The 17,344-nt window shown below is 71.8% G+C and carries 14 protein-coding genes; 10 read left to right on the top strand and 4 right to left on the bottom strand.

Annotated features, from left to right (window positions below; translation table 11 throughout):
* From PVE36_RS13385 to PVE36_RS13375, 3 genes are all read right to left on the bottom strand, one after another.
* Entirely contained in the window at positions 1 to 3,186 is a 3,186-nt protein-coding gene (locus PVE36_RS13385; protein ID WP_277453023.1) for a hypothetical protein, read from the bottom strand.
* A 151-nt stretch (positions 3,187 to 3,337) separates the two neighbouring features.
* A complete protein-coding gene (locus PVE36_RS13380; protein ID WP_277453021.1) occupies positions 3,338 to 4,264 on the bottom strand; it encodes a MerR family transcriptional regulator in 927 nt (308 codons plus the stop codon).
* 20 nt (positions 4,265 to 4,284) lie between these two features.
* The gene (locus PVE36_RS13375; RefSeq protein WP_277453019.1) at positions 4,285 to 4,722 is read right to left on the bottom strand and encodes an SRPBCC family protein; all 438 of its coding nucleotides are present in this window, start codon (positions 4,720 to 4,722) and stop codon (positions 4,285 to 4,287) included.
* A gap of 152 nt (positions 4,723 to 4,874) precedes the next feature.
* Here PVE36_RS13375 and PVE36_RS13370 point away from each other — a divergent pair, with 152 nt between their 5' ends.
* The 7 genes from PVE36_RS13370 (at position 4,875) to PVE36_RS13340 (ending at position 12,415) form a co-directional block, all read left to right on the top strand.
* Positions 4,875 to 6,203: an FAD-dependent oxidoreductase gene (locus tag PVE36_RS13370; protein WP_277453017.1), complete on the top strand. Its 1,329-nt coding sequence runs from the start codon at positions 4,875 to 4,877 to the stop codon at positions 6,201 to 6,203.
* Entirely contained in the window at positions 6,203 to 7,015 is an 813-nt protein-coding gene (locus PVE36_RS13365) for a DUF1365 domain-containing protein (protein WP_346780591.1), read from the top strand. Before PVE36_RS13370 ends, PVE36_RS13365 begins: the two co-directional genes overlap by 1 nt.
* On the top strand, positions 7,012 to 8,289 hold the full coding sequence (locus PVE36_RS13360) for a cyclopropane-fatty-acyl-phospholipid synthase family protein (protein WP_277453016.1): 1,278 nt from the start codon (positions 7,012 to 7,014) through the stop codon (positions 8,287 to 8,289). Before PVE36_RS13365 ends, PVE36_RS13360 begins: the two co-directional genes overlap by 4 nt.
* A complete protein-coding gene (locus PVE36_RS13355; protein WP_277453014.1) occupies positions 8,286 to 9,038 on the top strand; it encodes an SDR family NAD(P)-dependent oxidoreductase in 753 nt (250 codons plus the stop codon). Before PVE36_RS13360 ends, PVE36_RS13355 begins: the two co-directional genes overlap by 4 nt.
* A 44-nt stretch (positions 9,039 to 9,082) precedes the next feature.
* Positions 9,083 to 9,805 carry a CPBP family intramembrane glutamic endopeptidase gene (locus PVE36_RS13350; protein ID WP_277453013.1) on the top strand — a complete coding sequence of 241 codons (723 nt, stop codon included), beginning with the start codon at positions 9,083 to 9,085 and terminating at the stop codon, positions 9,803 to 9,805.
* A gap of 4 nt (positions 9,806 to 9,809) precedes the next feature.
* On the top strand, positions 9,810 to 10,847 hold the full coding sequence (locus PVE36_RS13345; protein WP_277453012.1) for an NAD(P)H-binding protein: 1,038 nt from the start codon (positions 9,810 to 9,812) through the stop codon (positions 10,845 to 10,847).
* A gap of 101 nt (positions 10,848 to 10,948) precedes the next feature.
* Positions 10,949 to 12,415: a peptide MFS transporter gene (locus tag PVE36_RS13340; RefSeq protein WP_277453011.1), complete on the top strand. Its 1,467-nt coding sequence runs from the start codon at positions 10,949 to 10,951 to the stop codon at positions 12,413 to 12,415.
* Between the two features lie 104 nt (positions 12,416 to 12,519).
* Here the strand turns inward: PVE36_RS13340 and PVE36_RS13335 are convergent, their stop codons facing one another.
* Positions 12,520 to 13,914 carry an MFS transporter gene (locus tag PVE36_RS13335; RefSeq protein ID WP_277453009.1) on the bottom strand — a complete coding sequence of 465 codons (1,395 nt, stop codon included), beginning with the start codon at positions 13,912 to 13,914 and terminating at the stop codon, positions 12,520 to 12,522.
* 93 nt (positions 13,915 to 14,007) lie between these two features.
* Here PVE36_RS13335 and dcd point away from each other — a divergent pair, with 93 nt between their 5' ends.
* The 3 genes from dcd (at position 14,008) to PVE36_RS13320 (ending at position 17,340) form a co-directional block, all read left to right on the top strand.
* Positions 14,008 to 14,583 carry a dCTP deaminase gene (dcd, locus tag PVE36_RS13330; protein WP_277453008.1) on the top strand — a complete coding sequence of 192 codons (576 nt, stop codon included), beginning with the start codon at positions 14,008 to 14,010 and terminating at the stop codon, positions 14,581 to 14,583.
* Positions 14,584 to 14,656: 73 nt separating this feature from the next.
* A complete protein-coding gene (locus PVE36_RS13325; protein WP_277453007.1) occupies positions 14,657 to 16,177 on the top strand; it encodes an amidase in 1,521 nt (506 codons plus the stop codon).
* Between the two features lie 113 nt (positions 16,178 to 16,290).
* Entirely contained in the window at positions 16,291 to 17,340 is a 1,050-nt protein-coding gene (locus tag PVE36_RS13320) for an enoyl-CoA hydratase/isomerase family protein (RefSeq protein ID WP_277453006.1), read from the top strand.
* Positions 17,341 to 17,344: the final 4 nt, after the last annotated feature.

Genomic DNA, 17,344 nt, shown 5'->3' with positions numbered 1-17,344 from the left:
TCACGGGGACTCGATCGACCCGGCGGTCTCACCCGTTTGTTCCCCCTCCTGCCCAGTGCTCATCGCGAGGCCGGCCACGGCCACGGCGGCGCCCAGCACGGCTGCCGGGGCAGTGGCCGCAGCCGCCGGAGGCGCCGGGGGTTGCGGCGGGTTGGCGAGCAGCTGCTTGGTGACTTCGCGGCCCAGGACCCGGTAGGCCTCGAGGTCGAACTCGTCGTAGAGCTGGTCGCCGGTGCTCGTGCGCGGGAACTGCGGATGCTGCCCGGAGTAGGCCTCGACGTCCCAGGGCAGCCCGTTGACCATGATCACCTTGGCCAAACGGATGACCCCCGTGGCGCCGTCGTCGAAACGGTAGGACCCGTTGCCCCATGCTGCGGCTGAACGTGCCTCGGCCACCCGGCACATCGACGTGGGGTCGAAGTCGATCTCGCAGCCGAGGTCCATGCGTGCCGTCGCGATGGCGTGCCCGAGGGCCCGGAAGGTGTCCTCCGGGTCGGAGGAGGCATCGAGCACGATGACCTCCCGGGGCCGTCGTCGCAGTGCCTCGACGAGGCCGAGGTTGTCGTAGTGGCCGCCATCGGTGATGTAGAGCCGCCGGTCGTAGACCGAGGTGCGGCCGAAGGCCTCCGCGAGCAGTCGTCCCGGCCCCGGCTTTGCGAGCGTGCTGATGCAGGCGTAACCCACTCTGTAGCCGCGTACGCGCAGCCGAGCCTCTCCGGCCTCCGGGGGTTGCCAGCCCTCGGGCCGTGCGTACTCCCGCTCATCCGCTTCGGGTGAGGAGGGGTCCGGCAAGAGGTCCCACAGCCACCTCTGGTCTGCCTGGTTGAGGTAGGTGGTGACCAGACGCTTGCGCTCGGGCAGCCCCAGGCAGGACCAGGCCCGCAGGGTCTCCTCGGTGTTGCGTGTCTTGACCAGGCGTCGCACGGCCGCGAGCTCGTCGATCCACAGCGGGTTGGGCAACCACACCCCGAGCCGGGCATTGCCCAGCGCCAGCACCAGACGGTACGGGCGGACGCGGGCGTTCTCCCTGCCGACCAGTGGTGAGAAGGCCGCACCGCTCATCGCCATCGCCGCGGGGATCGTGGCGTCCTCGAACCGACGATCCGCGGTGAACTCGAAGAGCTGGCTGGGGACCAGTGCCGCCCCGGAGGGCAGTTGCTGATCCGTCAGCCCGATGTGTGAGTCATCGAAGACGAAGGGAGTGCAGCCGCGGCCGACCGGCACGACACCGGGGTCGTTGATGTTCGCCACCGCGCACGCCACGAGACGCGGTCCCTTGCGACGGCTGGGCGGTCTCGACTGGGAGAACCGCAGTGGCTTCCGGTACTGCAGCGGCCCGGCGCTGCCGGGGGTGCGCTCGATGATGAAGGCCCAGGAGAGCCGCTCCTTGTAGAACCGGTGCAGGGAGGTCAGGTTCGCGTCGGTGAGCAGGCAGACGGCGAGCACGGCGATGACGAGGCCCAGCGCGAGGTCCCACGAGGCGAGGTTCTCCGGCGATGCGACCAGGGCCGCGCTCCAGCGCAGCAGGAGGACGAGCACCACGACGGCCACCAGCGCCACTGCCGCCCACGGGAGCACGACGCCCTTGATCCTCGACCAGAACCTGTTGATGACGCCGCGAAGCATGGAGCCGGAGGTGCCCTCACCGCCGAGGGCGCTGCGAGCCGTCCTGGCCACCGCCAACACGGCCGCGACCACGGCGGCCACCCCTCCGGCGGTCAGCTCGGTCACCGACGCGGTGCCCCTGTCCTCGAGCTGGTTGACCGCCTCGGTCGTGGCCAGGCCGGCGGACGAGACACCGCAGGCGGAGTTGTTCGCCGCGAGCTGCGCGAGGCATGCGTCGTCCGGGACGAAACCGAGGACGTGCACCAGGCCGGCCAGCGCCGATCCACTGCTCGCGGCGAAGTTGTGCAGCGCGGCCAGGGCGGCGGGCACTCCCAGCAGCAGTGCCATGAGCAGCGTCCCGACGACGATGAGCGCACCACTGAGCCGCCGCAGCCCGGTCTGCGCCCGGTACGGGAGGATGGCGAACTTGCTCACCACCTTCCCGAGCAGGAAGGCCAGCACCCCGAGGGCCGGGACCAGCCACACGGATCGAACCGCATCCCACGGGCCGTCCGTGAAGCCCAGGGCCTGGGCGGCGGTGTTGTGCCAGCCGGTCAGCGCACCGGAAGCGACCAGGTACCACCCGAGCAACCACGCGGTTGCCCCGAGAACGGCGGTCAGCAGCACGAGGTTGACCGCGACGCCGAAGAGGACCGAGAGCAGTCCTTGGAGCGCGCTGCTGCCGGAGTCGAGCAGGTACCTGCTGTTGCGGCGCAGCCACTGCAGCTCAGGGGACTCCTGAGCGAACTGGTAGGGGTCCAGCTCGGCCCACCCCCGATCCGCGTCGACTTCCCCCGTCTCCGCATCGCTGGGATGCGAGTGCCAGCGCACCGCGTGGAAGGCCGCGGCGATGTACCCGCCTCCGCTGACGCCCACGACGTAGTCGGCGCTGTCGTACACGCGTGGACTGGACGGGTCGTCGTCGACGCGCTGATCGCTCAGCTCCTGCAGGCCTCCGAGGCAGAAGGCCGCGGAGCGCACACCCCCGCCCGAGCAGGAGATGATGCGCTCCGGCTGCCGGACCACCTCGGGCTCGGTCTCGGGGTCGGGTGGCCGCCGGTGCCACCGCCACCACGCATAGCGTCCGAGGGCCATCAGTACGCCGAGCCCGCTCACCACGAGCACGAGCTTCGGAGCTGACCACGCGACAGCCAGGTCGCCCTGCCACCCCTGGGCCCCGGTCTCGCGCCACAGGGCGAGGTTCTCGGCCAGGTCGAGGCACGCGCCGATCGCGACGGCACCGGCTGCGGCCTGGGCCGGCCTTCGCCACGCGGAGCGTCGATTCCAGGCCAGCAGCAACTCGAGCGCCCGCCAGGCCACGGCGAGGTAGGCGCCGACCAGCGCGACGTCGACGAGCAGGCTCAGCCGGGCCGAGGTCCCCCGGGCGACGGCATCGGTGGCGTCCCAGTCACCGACGGCGACCTGGCGCAGGGGGTACTGCAGCAGGAGCAGGGCCGCGGCAACGACGAGGGTGTGGACGAGGGAGCGCCAGCGACCGTGGCGCTCCATCTCCATCCGGCTCATCCGGTAGACCCGCCGCCGCCCCTCGGCAGGCTTGCTCGCTGCGATGTACTCGTGCACGGCTCCCCCTCAGGATCCCCCCACCTCTGAGGATCCTCCGATCGCGGGCGCACGACAAGGGGACGCAGGAGCCTAAGCAGCTGCGAAGGGGGCGGCGCAGGAGCCTAAGCAGTCGCGAAGGGGGCGACGCAGGAGCCTAAGCAGTTGCGGGTCACCGGGTGAGCGCGGACGCGACCTGCGCCGCGGCAGGCGCGATGGCGTGGCCCAGCCGGATGACTCCGGGCGCGTCGAGGTCGTCCTGGCGGCCGCCACCGACGAAGACGGTCGCGTCGTCGTGGGAGGAGCGCAGCGTCTCGACGAGCTCACGAGCGGCCGGGACGTCCTTCGGCCCGGGCACGCTGATCACCGCGTGCCGCGCGGCGTGGGCGTCCAGGGCCGTGCTCCACGCCGGCGCCGGCAGGTCGGGCCCGAGGTGGACGGTGTTGACCCCGAGACGACGCAGGGCAACGGCGAAGGCGAAGACGCCCAGCTCGTGGTGGACCCCGGCGGGCAGGCCGATGATGACCGAGGGGCCGCCGGTGTGGCTCGCTGCCGCGTCGTAGGCGGCCGCCAGGCGACGCAGCACCGCGTGCGAGACCAGGTGCTCGCCGGCGACCGAGATGTGCCCCTGCACCCACGCCCGCCCCACTTCCTCGAGCGCCGGCATGAGCCAGTCGTCGACCACGCGCTCGAAGGAGGCGCGGGAGAAGCGCTCGTCCAGCACCCGGGCGACCGCTTCCGGGTCGAGCGACGTCGCCGCCTCGATCAGGCGGGCGGTCGCGGCCGCTCCCTCGGCCGGCGAGAGGGGCGGTGCGTCCGCGCCGGAGAGGGGCGGACCGAGGGGCGAAGGGGGAGTGCTCGGCGTCGCCGAGCCGGCGGACAGACGTCGCCGGGCCACCTCTGCCGCGGCGTTGCTCGCGCTCCACCCGTCGTCGAGGAGGGCGGCCATCTCGCGGATGCGGTCGAGGGACTCCTCGTCGTAGATCCGGTACCCGGCGTCGGTGCGCCGGGGCTCGACGATGTCGTATCGCCGCTCCCAGGCGCGCAGCGTGGCCGCCGGCACGCCGGTGAGCTCGGCTGCGCGCTTGATCGTGTACATCCGGGTGGTCCTCGGGCCTCTCAGAGCTGTGGCAGCTCTCGGTTGAGAGCCTCCTCGGCGTCATCACCGAGCGTCGTCAGCGGGCCGCGCATGAAGGGGGTGGCCAGCTTGGCGAGGCCCTTGAACGTGAAGTCCGCCTCGTAGACCAGCACGGTACCCGCCCCGTCGCGACCGGGGCGGATGGACATGGTGTCCACGGCGGTGACCGTCCGGTTCTCGCCGCGCATGACGACGAGGCGATCCGGCTGGAGGTCGACGGTCTCGTACGTCAGCTCGGTCTCCCGGCCGCGGAAGACCGAACGGTTGTGGTACTTGCTGCCCACCCCGCCGTCGCCCTCGACCAGGGTCGTCTCCACGGTGCCGGGGTCCCACTGCTCGCTGTTCGTGAAGTCCTTGAGGTAGGCGTACACGGCCGCCGGGGCCGTGCCGTCGACGGTGATCGTTCGGGTGATCCTCATGCTGAGCCATCCTTAGACAAACATTTGACAGAGGTGCAGGAACGACTCTAACGTTTGGACAAAGGTTAAACAATCCTTTGACGGGATGGGCGCCGAACCACTGGTGAACCCCCTTCCGCCCCCAGCAGAAACCCAGTGCAGGAGCACCCGACGTGACCGACCTCGACGACACCCCCATCCGCCCGAGCGGAGCGCGGCGGCCGACCGTGGCCGTCATCGGCGCCGGGGTCTCCGGGCTCACCGCGGCGTACGTGCTCTCCCGGACCCACGACGTCACCCTCTACGAGTCGGACGCGCGTCTGGGAGGCCACGCGCACACCCACACCGTGCCCACGAGTGCGGGAACGGACGTGCGTGTCGACAGCGGCTTCATCGTCCACAACGAGCGGACGTACCCCCACCTGCTGCGCCTCTTCCGCGAGCTCGACATCCCGACGCAGCCCACCGAGATGAGCATGTCCATCACGTGCGACGGGTGCGGCCTGTCCTGGGCTGGAGGGCGTGGGGTCGGTGCAGTCCTCGCCCAGCCGCGGCGGTTGCTCGACCCGAAGTTCCTGCGGATGCTCCTCGAGATCCCGCGCTTCCACCGGGCGGCCAAGGCGGTCCTGACCGACCCGGGGGAGGGGACGTCCCCGGACGCCGCCGGGCCCGCCGACGACCCGACGTGGGGCGAGTTCCTGCAGCGGGGCGGCTTCTCGGACCACTTCATCGCCCACTTCGCGCTCCCGCTCGTCTCGTGCGTGTGGTCGTCCGGGGACGACGACTCCCTGGACTACCCGGCCCGGCACCTCTTCGCCTTCCTCGAGCACCACGGCATGCTCAGCGTCACGGGGTCGCCGACGTGGCGCACCGTCACCGGCGGGTCGGCCACCTACGTCGACGCGCTCGCTGCCCAACTGGGCGACGTGCGCACAAACGCCACCGTGACCTCCGTGACCCGGCACGCCGACGGGGTCGACGTGCGCACCGCCGCCGGGGCCACCCCCTTCGACAAGGTCGTCCTGGCCAACCACGCCGACCAGGCGCTCGCCCTCCTCGCCGACGCGACGCCCCAGGAGAAGGAGGACCTCGCCGCCATCCGCTACACCCGCAATGCCACCGTGCTGCACCGCGACACCCGCCACCTGCCGACCGCCCGACGGGCACGCGCCTCGTGGAACTACCGCAGCGCCACCTGCGGCGGCGCCACCGAACCGCGGGTCAGCTACTGGATGAACCGCCTCCACGGCCACGACGAGGAGGGGGACCAGTTCATCGTCACGCTCAACTCCCCGACCCCCATCGACGAAGGGGACGTGGTCGCCCGGATGGAGTACGCCCACCCCGTCTTCACCCGGGAGGCAGTCGCGGCGGCCACCCGACTGCGCGGCGCCGGCGGTGACCGGCTTGCCTTCGCCGGCGCGCACCTCGGGTGGGGCTTTCACGAGGACGGCTGCCGCTCCGGGGTCGAGGCGGCGCAGCGGCTCGGGGTGACGTGGTGATGTCGCAGGAGCCTAAGCAGTTGCGAAGGGAGCCCGGCCAGATGTCGCAGGAGCCCAAGCACGTGCGAAGGGGGCTGCCGACCCTGCCGAGCCTCGTCGTCGGGACGGTGAGTCACACGCGCCGCATCCCGCTGAGGCACGCCTTCACCCACCGGCAGTACCAGTGGCTCGTCGACGTCGACGACCTGCCGCGGCACGGGTGGCCGTTGCGTGCGCTGACCCGGATCGAGGCGCGCGACCACCTCGACGAGGGCCGCCTGGGTGGCGGGATCCGGGGTGATGTCGAGCGCTTCCTGGCCCGCCGGGGCGTGCCGCTCGGGGCCGAGGATCGGGTCGTCATGCTCGCCAACGCCCGCGTGCTCGGGCACGTCTTCGACCCGCTCACCGTCTTCTGGTGTCTCGCGCCGGACGACAGTCTGCGGGCCTGCATCTTCGAGGTGCACAACACCTACGGCGAGCGGCACGCGTACCTGCTCGACGTCGACGCGGCCGGCCGGGCGCGCACGGACAAGGCCTTCTACGTCTCACCCTTCAACGACACCAGCGGGGAGTACGCGGTGGGTCTGCGGCTCGGTCCCGACCGCGTGTCCGTCACCGTGGGCCTGGACCGGGACGGTGAGCGGGTCCTCACCGCCACCACCACGGGTGTCCCGCTCCCGGCCACCGACGCTGCCGTCGCGCGGACGGCTGCGCGTCACCTGCTCATGACCTGGCGCGTCAGCGCCCTGATCCGCGCCCACGGCATCCGGCTGTGGGCCCGCCGCCTCCCCATCCGGCCCCGCCGCCCCCACACCCAGGAGTACGTCCGATGACTGCAGTCGTGCCCACCGTCAACCAACCGATCTGCCTGCGCCGCCCCGCCCTGCGCCCCTGGTGCGTGCGCGCCCACATCGCCCGGCCGGTGGTCACCGCCGTGCTCGACCGTGCGCCCGTCCGGGTCACCATGCCCGACGGCACCAGCCTCGGCGGAGGGCGCGACGCCGATGCCCCGACCCTGCGCATCCTGCAGCCGACGGCCCTCTTCGAGCGGATGGCCCACCACCCGAAGATCGGTCTCGGGGAGGGGTACATGGCCGGGGACTGGGACGCGGCCCCGGGCACCGACCTGGCCGACGCCCTCCTTCCCTTCGCGCAGCGGCTGACGACGCTCGTGCCGCCGGTGCTGCACCGGATGCGCCGCGTCGTCGACCGCCGCATCCCGGCGGGCACGCGCAACACCCTCGTCGGCTCGCGGAAGAACATCGAGGCGCACTACGACCTCAGCAACGACCTCTTCGAGGCCTTCCTCGACGAGACCCTCAGCTACAGCTCGGCCCTCTTCGACCGGAGCCGCCCGCTGGCCGAGCAGACCCTGGCGGAGGCGCAGCGGGCGAAGATCGAGGCCGTGCTCGACGCGGCCGACATCACCGCCGGCGCGCGCGTACTGGAGATCGGTACCGGCTGGGGGTCCCTCGCGATCGCCGCGGCCCGCCGCGGGGCCACCGTCACCTCGATCACCCTCTCCCACGAGCAGGCCGCCCTCGCCCGCGAGCGCGTCGCCGCCGCCGACCGCGACGAGCCGGGGCTGGCCGAGCGCATCGAGGTGCGTCTGCAGGACTACCGCGAGGTCACCGGCGAGTTCGACGCGATCGTCAGCGTCGAGATGATCGAGGCGGTCGGGGAGGAGTACTGGCCGACGTACTTCCGCGCCATCGACGGACTCCTGGCCCCCGGCGGGGTCGCGGCGATCCAGTCGATCCTCATGTCGCACGAGCGCTACCGGGCGACGCGCCACTCCTACGGCTGGATCCAGAAGCACATCTTCCCCGGAGGGCTCATCCCCTCCGAGCGGGCGATCGAGGAGACGACGAGGGTGCACACCTCGCTGAGGATCACGGACACCCGCCGTTTCGGTCGCGACTACGCGGAGACCCTGCGCCGCTGGCGGGCCACCTTCCTGCAGGAGTGGCCGACGATCGCAGCAGGCGGCTTCGACGAGACCTTCCGGCGCAAGTGGGAGTTCTACCTCGCGTACTGCGAGGCCGGCTTCGCCGCCGACTACATCGACGTCGCCCAGATCCGACTCGAACGACAGGAGACCCGATGAGCAGCCTCGTGGGACAACGCGTCTGGGTGGTGGGTGCCTCCAGCGGCATCGGGGCCGCCCTGGCCGAGGAGCTCCACCAGCGCGGTGCGCTGGTCGCCATCAGTGCCCGACGCCCCGAGCAGCTCGACGAGGTCGCCCGGGGCCGCTTCCCCACGGTGCCGCTCGACGCGACCGACCGCGAGTCGACCCACGCGGCGGCGACGGAGGTGCGCCACGCCCTGGGGCGGATCGACACGGTCATCTGGAGCGTGGGGCACTGGCAGACCTTCACGGCGACCGACTGGCAGGCCGACGAGTTCGCCAAGCACGTCGAGATCAATCTGCTTGGGCTGAACAACGTCATCGACGCGACCGTGCCGGAGATGGTCGCGGAGCGCAGCGGGCACCTCGTGGGCATCGCCTCGGTCGCCGGCTACCGGGGACTGTCAGGGGCAGAGGCCTACGCGTCCACCAAGGCGGCCCAGATCAACCTGCTCGAGTCGATGCGCGCCTCGCTGTCGACGAAGGGGGTGCGGGTCACCACCGTGTGCCCGGGCTTCGTGCGCACCGACATGACCGCGACCAACTCCTTCCCGATGCCCTTCATCATCGAGGCCGAGGAGGCCGCCACGGAGATCGCCGACGGGCTGGAGGCGGACAAGCCCGAGATCGTCTTCCCCCGGCGGATGGCCGTGACGATGAAGGTCGCCCGGGTCCTGCCGGTCCGGGTGTGGGCGGCGATCACGACCCGCATGGCCCGCTCGTCGTGATCGCGCATCCCCCCTGAGGCGCGGGCCGGTGAGAGGGTGGGGTCATGATCCGTCCCATCCGTGAGCTGCGGGCGTTCGCGGCGGCGGCGCTCGTCGCGCCCGTGCCCCGGGACCACCACGAGCCACTGGCACTCGTGCGGCGGCGACGGGTCGTGACCGCGGTGACCCTCGTGGTCGGATCCGTCATCCTCGCCCTGACGCTGCGCATCCCGCCCGGAGACGACTCCTTCTACATCGCAGCCCTGGCCCTGGCCCTCGTCTGGATCATCGGGGGTCTCTCGGCCGGCCGGCTGCATGTGGGGTGGGCACGCACCCGCGAGGGCGGCTTCGCGCGGCCCCTGGTGCAGCCGGTCTCGCTGGCCCTGCTGGCCGTCGCGATCTTCCTCGCGGGAGCCGTCCTCGTCGGTCGGGTCCCCTGGCTGGCCGAGCGGGTCGACGCCGTGCTGGCCCACGCCCGCTACGGGTCGGTGGGGCTCGTCTGGGCGATAACGGTCATCAACGGTGTCGGCGAGGAGCTGTTCTTCCGCGGCGCGCTCTTCGCCTCCGTCGGACGTCGCCACCCGATCGCCATCACGACGGTGGTCTACGGGTTGGCCACGGCGGCCACCGGCAACCTCATGCTGGCCGTCGCCGCGGTCGTGCTCGGGGTGATCACCGCCGCCCAGCGCCGGGTGACCGGTGGGGTGCTCGCCCCGATCATCACGCACGTCATCTGGTCCAGCTCCATGCTCCTGCTCCTCCCACCCGCCCTCGACCTCCTGAGGTGAACCCATGAACCAGTCCGATCCCACCCCCTTCGCCCGGGGCACGGTGCTCGTCACCGGAGCCACCGGCTACATCGGCGGCCTGCTCGTGCCCCGGCTGCTCGACGACGGCTGGACGGTGCGCGTGCTCACCCGGTCCGCGGAGCGGCTGCGCGCCAAGGAATGGGCCGACCGGGTCGAGGTCGCCGAGGGTGATGTCACCTCCGGGGACGACCTGCGCGCGGCGCTGTCCGGGGTCGACGTCGCCTACTACCTCGTGCACTCCATGGACGGCGGGGGCGATCTGGCCCGGCGCGACCGCGAGATGGCGGCCGGCTTCGCCTCGGCGGCGGCCGACGAGCAGGTCGGTCGCATCGTCTACCTCGGTGGCCTGCACCCCGAGGGGGCCGACCTCTCGCTGCACCTCGCCTCCCGGGTGGAGGTCGGTGAGGTGCTGTTGCGCGGCCCGGTCCCGACCGCGGTGCTGCAGGCCGCGGTCGTGCTCGGCGACGGGTCGGTCTCCTTCGACATGCTGCGGTACCTCACCGAGCGGCTGCCGGCGATGGTCGCCCCGCGGTGGTTGCGCAACCGGATCCAGCCGATCGCCGTCGACGATGCCCTGCACTACCTCGTCGGGGCCGCTCGGCTGCCGAGCGAGGTCAACCGCACCTTCGACATCGGCGGACCGGAGGTGCTCACCTACGAGGAGATGATCCAGCGGTTCGCCGTGGTCAACGGTCTGCGGCGGCGTCTCATCGTCGGGGTCCCGGTGCTGACGCCGTGGCTGGCCAGCCACTGGGTCGGGGTGATCACCCCCGTCGAGGCCGACGTCGCCAAGCCGCTCGTCGGCAGCCTGGTCCACGAGGTCGTGCGCCGGGAGTGGGATCTCGACGAGTACGTGGGTGTGCCGACCGGGGGGCTGCTCGGCTTCGACGAGGCGGTGCGTCGGGCGATGCGCGGGACGCGGCCCGACCACGCGTTGCGCACCGCGGTCACGGTGGGAGCGGCAGCCGTCGCCGCCGCAGCCGTGGTCGCGACGGCCATCGCGCGACGCCACCGGTCGTAGCCCCCGCCCCGTCACCCGGGCCCTCGTCGCCCGGGCCGTGAGGGGGCGAGGCCGTGAGGGGGCGGGGCAAGCGGCTCGGGCAATCATGTGACCATTGACGGATGAGTTCTTCCCCCGAAGCAGAGGTCAGAGTCGAGGACCGCTCGTTCATGGGCCAGCCGCGGATGCTGGCCAACCTGTTCAGCGTGGAGCTGTGGGAGCGATTCTCCTTCTACGGCATGCAGGCGATCCTGCTGTACTACATGTACTTCTCCGTGGCCGACGGGGGACTGGGCATCGACCAGGGCGTGGCCACCGGGCTCGTGGGTGCCTACGGCGGTGCCGTGTACCTGTCGACCATCCTCGGCGCCTGGCTGGCCGACCGGGTCCTCGGCTCGGAGCGGGTCCTCTTCTCCTCCGCGATCATGATCATGGGCGGCCACATCTCGCTGGCCGTGCTGCCCGGCGCCGTCGGCCTCGCGGTCGGTCTCGTGCTCGTCGCCGTGGGCTCCGGCGGGTTGAAGGCCACGGCGACCTCACTCGTCGGCACGCTCTACGCCGAGGGGGACGAGCGGCGCGACGCGGGCTTCTCAATCTTCTACATGGGCATCAACATCGGTGGCCTCATCGGCCCGCTGATCACCGGGTGGCTCCAGACCTCCTGGGGCTTCCACGTCGGCTTCGGCGCCGCCGCCGTCGGCATGACCATCGGACTGCTCCAGTACGGCCTGACCCGCAAGAACCTGCCCGCCGAGTCACACGACGTCCCCAACCCCCTGCCGAGCAGCGAACGCGGCAAGTGGTTCGGCATCGGTGCGGTCGCGCTCCTCGTCATCACGGCACTCCTCGTCACGGGACTGGTCAACGCCGCCAACCTCGCCACGGTCGTCGCCGGCGCTGCCATCGTCGCCGCCATCGGCTACTTCGCGCTGCTCCTGACCCACTCGCGCGTGAGTGCCCTCGAGCGTCGCCGGGTCACGGCCTTCATCCCGCTCTTCATCGCCTCGGCCGCGTTCTGGGCGCTCTTCCAGCAGCAGTTCACCGTCGTCGCGATCTACTCCGAGCAGCGACTGGACCGCACGATCCTGGGCTGGACCATGCCCCCGAGCTTCGTGCAGTCGATCAACCCGATCTTCATCATCGTCTTCGCGGCCGTCTTCGCGGCGATGTGGACGAAGCTGGGGCCGCGTCAGCCGAGCTCGCCGCTGAAGTTCGCGGGCGGCCTGGTGCTGATGGGCGTCGCCTTCCTGCTCTTCATCCCCTTCTCGACCGAGGCGCCGAACAGCGCCCCGCTGTACGGCATCGTCATCGTGCTGCTCTTCTTCACCTGGGCCGAGCTGTCCCTCTCGCCCGTCGGCCTGTCCGTCGCGACGAAGCTCGCGCCCGCTGCCTTCCGGGCGCAGATGGTGGCGTTGTTCTTCCTGTCCGTCTCGCTGGGCACGACCCTGGCCGGTGTGCTCGCGGGGTACTACGACCCGAACGACGAGATCGGCTACTTCGCCTTCAGCGGAGTCACCGCCATCGTGCTCGGCCTGGCGCTCGCCGCGGGGACCCCCTCGATCAAGAAGCTGATGAGCGGGGTGCACTGACGGCAACCGCGTCCCGGGCGCTCCGGACGCAGAAATCGAGGGAGGACGCAGTAATTTCTGCGTCCTCCCTCGATGTCGTGGTCATGGTGAGGGGCTGGTGAGGGTCACGGCCGGGTGGGGCGCAGGCCGATCCAACTGACGCCGCCACCGAGCAGCAGCAGCCCCGCGATGACGAAGGTGGCCAGCCGGTACCCCTGCGTCAGCGCGGCCGGGTCGGTGTAGTCGTCCCCGGTCAGCCCGACAAGCGGCGGGATCGCCGCGACCGCCAGCAGGGTGCCGGTGCGGGCGACGGCGTTGTTGATCCCGCTGGCCGCGCCCGCCAGACGGTCCGGTGCGGCCGCGAGCACCGCCGCGGTCAGGGGTGAGACTAGGGTGGCCAGGCCGAGGGCGAAGATCGTCGTCCCCGACAGCACGAGTCCCCAGCCCGTCCCCGGGCCGACGCCCGCGAGGAAGAGCACCCCGACGGCGCACGTCACGGGGCCGACGCTCATCGGCAGCCGCGGCCCGGTGCGGGCGGCCAGCTCGGCCATCCGCGGGGAGAGCAGCAGGAGCAGCACGGTGACCGGCAGGGTCGCCAGCCCCGAGGCCAGTGGCGACCACCCCGACGACGTCTGCAACTGGATGACGAGGACGAAGATGATCGCCCCGAGCGCCCCGTAGACGAGGAAGGTCATCAGGTTGGCCGCGGCGAACACCCGCGAGGTGAACAGGGAGAAGGGCACGAGGGGACGGCTGGCGCGGGTCTCGGCGACGACGAACCCGACCACCGCGAGGACGAGGGCCGCGCCCGCGACGGCGAGGGCGGCCCCCTTCGCCCCTGAGCCGCTGGTGAGCAGCCAGGTGAGCGCCCCCAGCGCGACCACCGTGGTCCCCGCCCCGGCGAGGTCGAAGGGGCCGGCCGACTCGACGTCACGCGACTCCGGCACCACGACGAGCGAGAGGCCGATGACGAGCGCGCACAGGGGCACGTTGACCGCGAAGATCCAGTGCCACGTGAGGTGGTCGAGGATCCAACCGCCGAGGAAGGGCCCGATGGCCGTGGCGATCCCCGACACCCCGGCCCACGTGCCGATGGCCCAGGGCCGGTCCTTCGGCTGGAAGGAGCTCTGGATGATCGCCAGCCCGCCGGGGGTCAGCAGGGCCGCGCCGACCCCCTGCAGCATCCGCGCGGCGACCAACCACTCCGTGCTCGGGGCCAGGGCGCACCCCAGCGAGGCGAGGGCGAACCAGACCATCCCGACGAGGTACATCCGGCGCCGCCCCCACCGGTCGCCGAGGCCGCCGCCGACGAGGATCAGCGAGGCGAGGGTGAGCACGTAGCCGTTGTTGATCCACTGCAGCCCGCTGAGGCTCGCGTCCAGGTCACGCCCGATCGTCGGCAGGGCGATCCCGACGATCGTGCCGTCGAGCAGGGCGATCCCGGAGCCGAGCGTCACGGCGGTCAGGGTGAGCAGCCCGCGGCGGGACGTGCGCTCGAGCAGCGCGAGGGAGTCGGTCATGGCCCCATCGTCCACCCGGTGGGGTGACCGCGGCACTCAGTCGGCGGCGCTACTCGCGCCGACACACGTCAGGGCTGGCGCTAGGGTCGCCACATGCTGCTCTCCGACCGGGACATCCGCGCCGAGATCGATGGTGGACGGGTCGTGCTCGACCCCTGGGACCCGAGCATGGTCCAGCCGAGCAGCGTCGACGTGCGCATGGACAAGTGGTTCCGCCTCTTCGACAACCACAAGTACCCGGTCATCGACCCGGCGCAGGAGCAGCCGGACCTGACCCGCCTGCTCGAGGTCGACTCGGCGGAGGGCTTCGTGCTGCACCCCGGGGAGTTCGTCCTCGGCTCGACCCTGGAGACGGTCACCCTGCCCGACGACCTCGCCGCGCGCGTCGAGGGCAAGTCCTCGCTCGGTCGGCTCGGGCTGCTCACCCACGCGACGGCCGGCTTCGTCGACCCCGGCTTCTCCGGCCACGTCACCCTCGAGCTGAGCAATGTCGCGACCCTGCCGATCCGGCTGTGGCCGGGGATGAAGATCGGCCAGCTGTGCTTCTTCCGCCTGTCGAGTCCGGCCGAGAACCCTTACGGCTCCGCGGCCTACGGCTCCCACTACCAGGGCCAGCGCGGTCCGACGGCGAGCCGATCCTTCGCCAACTTCCACCGCACGGATCTCTGAGCGAGGCCCCCTCCGTCCCGACGCGGTCGATCACCTGCCGGGGCCCTCGGTGACCCACGGGTAATATCTGGCCATGACGACCGACACCTCCCGCCCGGCCCCGTACGAGCAGATCCGCGAGGACCACGAGTCGCGACGGGTGTCGGCCTTCACCGGCGACGCCCTCGGGACCCACGACGCCACCGGCGTCGCCGAGGAGATCCGCTCGGGCCGGATCAGTGCGCAGGAGGCCGTCGACGCCGCGATCAGCCGCGTCGAGGCGGTCGACCCGGTGCTCGGCGCGACGATGGTGCGCGACTTCGAGAGGGCCCGACGCAGGGCCGGGCACCTGCCGAAGGGGACGTCCGCCCCCTTCGCCGGGGTGCCCTCCGCGATCAAGGACAACGTCCACCACGCCGGCCTGCCCATGACCATGGGCTCCGACGCGCTGCCGACCGCCGCGGCCACGGAGGACGGGCCCTTCGTGAGGCAGTTCCTCTCCACCGGGGTGGTGCCGGTGGCGACCACGACCTGTCCTCCCTTCGGCTGGACCGCGACGACCGAGCGCCCCGACGGCCGGGTCACCCGCAACCCCTGGGACACGGGCTACTCCTCGGGAGGGTCGTCCGGCGGCTCGGCGGCGCTCGTCGCCTCCGGCGCCCTGCCGATCGCCCACGGCAACGACGGTGGCGGCTCGATCCGCATCCCCGCCGCGGTGTGCGGCCTCGTCGGCCTCAAGAGCAGCCGCGGCCGGCTCCTGGGTGACCCGACGACCGACCAGGCCCCCATCAAGATCGTCGTCAACGGCGTCCTGACCCGCACCGTGCGCGACACCGCGAACTTCATCGCCGCGGCCGAGCGATACCAGCCCTCCCGTGCCCTGCCACCCGTCGGGCTCGTCGAGGGGCCCGGCGCCCGCCGGCTGCGCATCGGCATGATGCTCGACTCGCCGCTCATCGGCCCCTCCGACCCGCAGACCCGCGCCGCCGTCGAGGCGGTGGGTGCCCTGCTGGACGGTCTCGGCCACGACCTCGAGGCCGACGTCGAGCTGCCGATCCCGCAGTTCTTCAAGACCGACTTCGAGGACTACTGGGGCCTGCTCGCCCTCGCTACCAGGGCCCAGGGGAAGGGCCAGTACGGCAAGGACTTCGACCCCGCCCGCCTGGACCGACTCACCCTCGGACTGGCCGCGAAGGCCAAGCGGCGCCTGGTCCGCACCCCCATGGTCTTGGCCCGGCTGGCCGCGACCGGCACCGGGGCGGAGCGGCTCTTCCCGCGAGGGCTGGACCTGCTGCTCACGCCGACCCTGTGCCACACCACGCCGCGGATCGGGTACCTCGCCGGCGACCTGGACTTCGAGACGCACATGGAGCGCCTGACCCAGTACGTCGGCTTCACCCCGCTGCACAACGCGAGCGGCCAGCCCTCGATCTCGCTGCCGCTGGGCCGCACCGACGACGGGCGCCCGATCGGGGTCATGTTCTCCGCGCGGCGCGGTCAGGAGCGGCTGCTGCTCGAGCTGGCCTTCGAGCTGGAGGCCGCCGCCCCCCTTCGAGGCTCGGGCCCGGGGGCCCTCACACCTCAGGACGGCGCCTTCGCCCGCATCGACGACTGACGGGTGTGCCCGAAAGGGACTCCCCGTGACCAGCACCCCCGAATCCGACGTCGACGTGCGCCAGGGGTCCCTCTTGTGCACGGCCCGCCAACCCGTGTGCAAAGGTGACGCCCATGCCTGACTTCACCCCCGGCAGGACCGGCACCGACGAGGTGCTCTTCGCCCGTGACGGCGTGCTCGGCCGCGTCCTGCTCAACCGCCCCCGCGCAATCAACTCCCTCACCCGCGACATGGTCGTCGCGATGCAGGACCAGCTGACGGCCTGGGAGGGGGACGACGCGATCACCGCGGTCTCGCTGGAGGGCGCGGGGGAGAAGGGCCTGTGCGCCGGCGGCGACGTGCGCGCCGTCCGGGAGGCGCACCTGGCCGACAGCTCCGGGGGCGTGGACTTCTGGGCCGACGAGTACGTCCTCGACGCGCAGATCGCGGAGTACCCAAAGCCGGTCATCGCGGTCATGGACGGCATCGTCATGGGCGGCGGGCTCGGGATCTCGATGTTCGCCGACGCCCGGTGGACCACGGAGCGCTCCCGGATCGCCATGCCCGAGACGATCATCGGCTTCTTTCCCGACGTCGCCGCCACCTACCTGCTCGCGCGGATGCCCGGCGAGCTCGGCACGCACATGGCGATGACCGGCGCGACGATCTCCGGTGCCGACGCCGTCGACGTCGGTCTGGCGGACTGTGTCGTCGACTCCGCCAGCATCCCGGACCTCCTCGCCGCCGTGGCCGCCGGCGGTCCGGTCGAGTCCGTGCCGGACGCTCGTTTCGAGGCTCGGCCGCTGCCGGCCTCGCACCTCAACGACCGGAAGACCCGGGAGTGGATCGACGAGTGCTACGCCGGCAACGACCCGGCCCTGGTCCTCGAGCGACTCCGCGCGCACGCGCACCCGGACGCGCAGGCGGCGGCCGAGGAGATCTCCGTGCGCTCGCCGTTGTCGGTGGCCGTCACCCTCGAGGCGGTGCGTCGTGCTGCGGACGCGGAGTCGGTGCGCGAGGTGCTGCGGACGGACACGGTCGTCAGCGCCAACCTGCTGCACCGCCCTGACTTCAGCGAAGGGGTGCGCGCGCTGCTCGTCGACAAGGACAAGCAGCCGCGGTGGGAGCATCCCGACGTCGCGAGCGTGCCGCGGGCAGAGGTCCTGGAGCTCTTCACACAGTAGGTTG

The organism is Janibacter sp. DB-40 (assembly GCF_029510815.1).
In the GTDB taxonomy this organism is placed as follows: Bacteria; Actinomycetota; Actinomycetes; order Actinomycetales; family Dermatophilaceae; genus Janibacter.
The sequence above is the reverse complement of the archived record's forward strand: the minus strand, read 5'-3'. Positions and strand labels throughout refer to the sequence as shown.

What these genes read in the sequence shown, in the direction of transcription:
- PVE36_RS13380 (WP_277453021.1), bottom strand. Translation starts at nt 4,264, where the DNA reads ATGTACACGATCAAGCGCGCAGCCGAGCTCACCGGCGTGCCGGCGGCC.
- PVE36_RS13375 (WP_277453019.1), bottom strand. Translation starts at nt 4,722, where the DNA reads ATGAGGATCACCCGAACGATCACCGTCGACGGCACGGCCCCGGCGGCC.
- PVE36_RS13365 (WP_346780591.1), top strand. Translation starts at nt 6,203, where the DNA reads ATGTCGCAGGAGCCTAAGCAGTTGCGAAGGGAGCCCGGCCAGATGTCG.
- PVE36_RS13360 (WP_277453016.1), top strand. Translation starts at nt 7,012, where the DNA reads ATGACTGCAGTCGTGCCCACCGTCAACCAACCGATCTGCCTGCGCCGC.
- PVE36_RS13355 (WP_277453014.1), top strand. Translation starts at nt 8,286, where the DNA reads ATGAGCAGCCTCGTGGGACAACGCGTCTGGGTGGTGGGTGCCTCCAGC.
- PVE36_RS13350 (WP_277453013.1), top strand. Translation starts at nt 9,083, where the DNA reads ATGATCCGTCCCATCCGTGAGCTGCGGGCGTTCGCGGCGGCGGCGCTC.
- PVE36_RS13345 (WP_277453012.1), top strand. Translation starts at nt 9,810, where the DNA reads ATGAACCAGTCCGATCCCACCCCCTTCGCCCGGGGCACGGTGCTCGTC.
- PVE36_RS13340 (WP_277453011.1), top strand. Translation starts at nt 10,949, where the DNA reads ATGAGTTCTTCCCCCGAAGCAGAGGTCAGAGTCGAGGACCGCTCGTTC.
- PVE36_RS13335 (WP_277453009.1), bottom strand. Translation starts at nt 13,914, where the DNA reads ATGACCGACTCCCTCGCGCTGCTCGAGCGCACGTCCCGCCGCGGGCTG.
- dcd (WP_277453008.1), top strand. Translation starts at nt 14,008, where the DNA reads ATGCTGCTCTCCGACCGGGACATCCGCGCCGAGATCGATGGTGGACGG.
- PVE36_RS13325 (WP_277453007.1), top strand. Translation starts at nt 14,657, where the DNA reads ATGACGACCGACACCTCCCGCCCGGCCCCGTACGAGCAGATCCGCGAG.
- PVE36_RS13320 (WP_277453006.1), top strand. Translation starts at nt 16,291, where the DNA reads ATGCCTGACTTCACCCCCGGCAGGACCGGCACCGACGAGGTGCTCTTC.